The sequence below is a fragment of the Hymenobacter sp. genome, from assembly GCF_035709525.1.
GTDB lineage: Bacteria > Bacteroidota > Bacteroidia > Cytophagales > Hymenobacteraceae > Hymenobacter.
The window spans coordinates 1-3,938 of record NZ_DASTEP010000214.1 but is presented as its reverse complement, the minus strand read 5'-3'; the positions used below and the strand labels follow the sequence as shown (position 1 = coordinate 3,938).

3 protein-coding genes are annotated in these 3,938 nt (G+C 64.7%); 1 reads left to right on the top strand and 2 read right to left on the bottom strand.

Annotated elements, in window-relative coordinates; all coding sequences use genetic code 11:
* Positions 1–1,651: FAD-dependent oxidoreductase (locus VFO93_RS18875; protein WP_325135944.1), on the bottom strand; the 1,651-nt coding region annotated here is incomplete at its 3' end.
* Positions 1,652–1,744: 93 nt separating this feature from the next.
* Between VFO93_RS18875 and VFO93_RS18870 the strand changes: the two genes are divergently transcribed.
* Positions 1,745–2,218: a transposase gene (locus tag VFO93_RS18870; RefSeq protein ID WP_325135943.1), complete on the top strand. Its 474-nt coding sequence runs from the start codon at positions 1,745–1,747 to the stop codon at positions 2,216–2,218.
* A gap of 216 nt (positions 2,219–2,434) precedes the next feature.
* Here the strand turns inward: VFO93_RS18870 and VFO93_RS18865 are convergent, their stop codons facing one another.
* A complete protein-coding gene (locus VFO93_RS18865) occupies positions 2,435–3,838 on the bottom strand; it encodes a sensor histidine kinase (RefSeq protein WP_325135942.1) in 1,404 nt (467 codons plus the stop codon).
* Positions 3,839–3,938 lie beyond the last annotated feature (100 nt).

The window sequence follows — 3,938 nt, the reverse complement described above, 5'->3', positions numbered from 1 at the left end:
CATCCAAATACTGGTGCACAAACTTGATGGCCATGCTGCCCTCACCCACCGCCGACGCCACCCGCGCCATCGCGCCGGCGCGCCCATCGCCGGCCGCAAATAGCCCCGGTACGCAGGTTTCCAGCAGATACGGCTCGCGGGCTTTTCGCCAAGACGTGGCGTAGCGCGGGTCGGTGACGAGGTCGCGGCCGGTGAGCAGGTAGCCCTTGGCGTCGCACAGCGCAAGGTCGCAAATCCACTCGGTGCTGGGCTTGGCCCCGATGAAAATGAACAGCGCCCGCGCCGGGTGCTTCTCGGGCTCGCGGCCCTCGCGCTGAATGACCACGGCTTCGAGCGAGTTGCCGCCGCAGGCTTCGCGCACCTGCGTGTGGGGTAAAATCTCGATGTTGGGCGTCTGCCCAATCTGCTCAATCAGGTAGGCCGACATGCTGGCCGCCAGGTTCGCGCCCCGAATGACGATGAACACCCGCGAGGCAAACGTGGACAAGTACATGGCCGCCTGCCCGGCCGAATTGCCGCCGCCCACCACGTACACCGGCTGCTCGCTACAGCTGCGCGCCTCGGTGCGCGCCGCCCCGTAGTACACGCCCGCCCCGCTGAGGCGGTCGAGCCCCGGCGCGTCGAGCACGCGGTAGCTGACGCCGGTAGTCAGCACCACGGCGCGGGCTTTTATCTCGGATTTATCGCTCAGCGTCAATACCTTGTAGCCGTCCTGCACGCAGAGGTTCACGACCTCCTGCGGGGCTAGGAACTCGGCCCCGAGGCGGGTGGCCTGGCTCCAGGCGCGGTGCGCCAGCTCGGCCCCGCTGAGGCCGGTGGGGAAGCCCAGGTAGTTTTCGATGCGCGACGAGGAGCCGGCCTGCCCGCCCGGCGTTTGCTTTTCGATGATGAGGGTTTTCAAGCCCTCCGAGGCACCGTAAACGGCCGCCGCCAGCCCGGCCGGCCCGGCCCCGATTACCACCACGTCGTACAGCTCCTGCTTGGCCGCTACCTGAATGCCCAGGTGCTGGGCCAGCTCTACCTTGTCGGGCCGCGAGGCTACCTTGCCATCGGGGCAGATAACGACCGGCAGGTCATCAGCCCCGAAGCCGGTAGTATCCAGCAGCGCGGCGGCCTCCGCATCCTTCTCAAAATCAAGCCACTGGTAGCCCACCATGTAGCCGCTGAGAAAATCCTTGAGCTCGTGCGACAGCGGTGACCACTGAAACCCAATCAGCCGCAGCCCCGCAAATGCGGGCCGGTACGTGGCCTGCCAGCTGCGCAGCAAGTCGTGCAGGGTAGGGTAGAGCAGCTGCTCAGGCGGGTCCCAGGGCTTGAGCAGGTAGTAGTCGAGCTGCGCCGAATTGATGGCCCGGATGGCGGCCGAGGTATCGGCATAGGCGGTGAGTAGCACGCGCTTGGTGTCGGGAAATAGCTCGCGGGCGCGGGTCAATACCTCCACGCCTTCGACCTCGGGCATGCGCTGGTCGGCCAGCACCAGGGCCAGCGGCTCGGCGCGGGCGCGCAGCTCGTCGAGCGTCGTTAGGGCTTCCGGCCCCGAGTTTACGCTCAGGATGCGGTAGTCCTGGCGGAATTCCTGGCGCAGGTCGCGGGTGATGGCGCTCAGCACCTGCGCATCGTCGTCAACCGTCAGGATGATAGGCTTCTTCATGAAAGAGTGTAGGGTAAGCTTTAGCTTGCCAGTTAATTGATTAATTTACTGATTATTTCATCTCTTGCGCTGGCAAGCTAAAGCTTAGCCTACATGAAGACGCATTACGAGCGCCGCTTGCCGCATATCGTGCCGCCGGGCGCGGTCGTGTTTTTCACGTTTCGCCTGGCTGGCTCCATTGCGGCCGACGCCTGGCAACAGTTATTCAACGACCGCGAACTGGCGTGGCGCGAAGCACAGCGGCAAGCAGCCTGCGCTACGCAACAAGCGGAACTCCTCAACCGCCAGCAAAAGCGCCGCTTTGCCGCGTGCGACGCGCTGCTCGACCAAGCCAACCAAGGGCCTGTTTGGCTGCGCGAAGCCCGCGTTGCGGAGGTAGTGGTGAGCGAAATACACGCGCTAGCGGAATTAGACGTGGTGATAGTAGCCTACTGCCTGATGGCTAATCATGTACACCTGGTAGTACAGCTACCCGAGGCGGCAGGCTTCTCGGCGGCCCGCATGATGCAGCGGCTGAAAGGCCGCACCGCACTGGCGGCAAACAAATTGCTGGGTCGGCCGGGGTAGGCTTTCTGGCAGCACGAAAGCTACGACCATGTCGTGCGAAATGGGGAAGAGCAGGAGCGGGTAGTGGCGTATGTGGCAAACAACCCAGTGAAAGCCGGGCTGGTAGAAGACTGGACGCAATGGCCATACACGTATGTAATGTAGGGTAAGCTTTAGCTTGCCTTTTCCACGTTAGTTACAGTAAGCTGACGTGGAAAAGGCAAGCTAAAGCTTACCCTACATTTTACTCGGCAGCCAGACCGAAAACTCCGTTTTCCCCGACTCAGACGTGGCTTCCAGCCGCCCGCCGTGCTCCTGCACGATGCGCCGGGCAATATCCAGCCCCTGCCCCGAGCCTTCGCCGGGCGGCTTAGTCGTATAAAAGGGCTCAAACATGTGGGCCAATACTTCGGGCGTGATGCCCGCGCCATTGTCTTGAATATCAATTCGTACGAAGCCGTTTTGCGCGGTGACGCGCACCGTGAGCTCGCCGCCTTTGGCGGGCAGCGCGTCGAGGGCGTTGTCGATAAGGTTGGTCCACACCTGGTTGAGGCTGCCGGCCTGGCCCAGCACCAGCGGCAGGCCGGGGGCGTAGTCGCGGGTGAGGCGCACGTTTTTGTCGCGCAGGGCGTGGGCGAAGATGTTGAGCGTGCTATCGAGCCCATCGGTGAGGGCCAGCGGCTCGCGGCCGCCGGCGCGGTCCATGTGCGAGTAGGTTTTCACATCGCTCACCAGCGTGCTGATGCGCTGGCTGGCCTCCCGGATGTCGCGGGTGAGGCGCAGGGCCGTGAGGTGGGCTTCGAGCCAGGCCAGGGCGGGGGCGCGGGCGGCCTCGGGCAGCTGAGCCAGCAGCGGCGTGAGCTGGGCGCTGGTGAGCCCGGCGGCCAGCAGGCCATCGGTGAGGGCGTAGCCGTCGGGCACGCCCTGGGTTTCGAGCCAGTCGGCCAGCTCGTCTTCCTGGTCGGCGCGGGCCAGGGCCGACAGCGCCGGGGGCTGGCGCTCGCTGCTTTCCGAAGCCAGGGCTTTGAGGGCAATCATGGCGGTAGTGGGTGGGCCGGCCAGCATCAGGTTTTTGAGGAGCAGTGGGCTGTTGCACAAATGCTTGTTGAGCGCGTCGGCGGCCCGGCCGATGGCGGCGGCGGGGTTGTTGAGCTCGTGCGAGAGGCCGGCCGAGAGCTTGCCCAGCGCCCGCAGCTTGTCGTCGCGCTCCTGGGCGCGCACCTCGTCGCGGGCACGGTCGTTCATGATGCTCACCAGCCGCTGCACCAGGTCGGGGCTTTGGTGTTCGAGAGCCGAAAATTGGCTGCGCAGCAGCTCGTAAATCGTAGTTTCGCCCACGGCGATGCCTTGTCCCTTAGATATTTGAAGGCGCGAGTAGGGAAGCACGCCGCCCACCTGGCCCGGCTCCATGCGAAAAACGGGCGAGGCCTGCACGCTGTTGACGGCGTAGTACTGCACGCCGCCGCTTACCACGGCCAGCAGGCGGTCGGCGGGCGCGCCGGCCTCTACTACCACCTCGCCGGGGGCGTACTGGCGCAGCTCGCCGGCTTGCAGCAGCCAGTCGAGCACGGCGGGCGGCAAATCCTGAAAGGCGGTGATGCCGCTGAGCGCGGCGACCTCGGGAGTAAGGAGCTGGGACATGCGCTAGTAACCGGGCGGCAGTGGGGTAGGTTAAAGCAGGGCTGGGGCTGAAATCGTTGAATGGCGTAGAGACGCAATAGTTGGAGTCTTAGCGTTGCTG

Bases quoted from the DNA above. Each gene is read 5' to 3' on its own strand.
- VFO93_RS18865 (WP_325135942.1), bottom strand. From the start codon at position 3,838: ATGTCCCAGCTCCTTACTCCCGAGGTCGCCGCGCTCAGCGGCATCACC.
- VFO93_RS18870 (WP_325135943.1), top strand. From the start codon at position 1,745: ATGAAGACGCATTACGAGCGCCGCTTGCCGCATATCGTGCCGCCGGGC.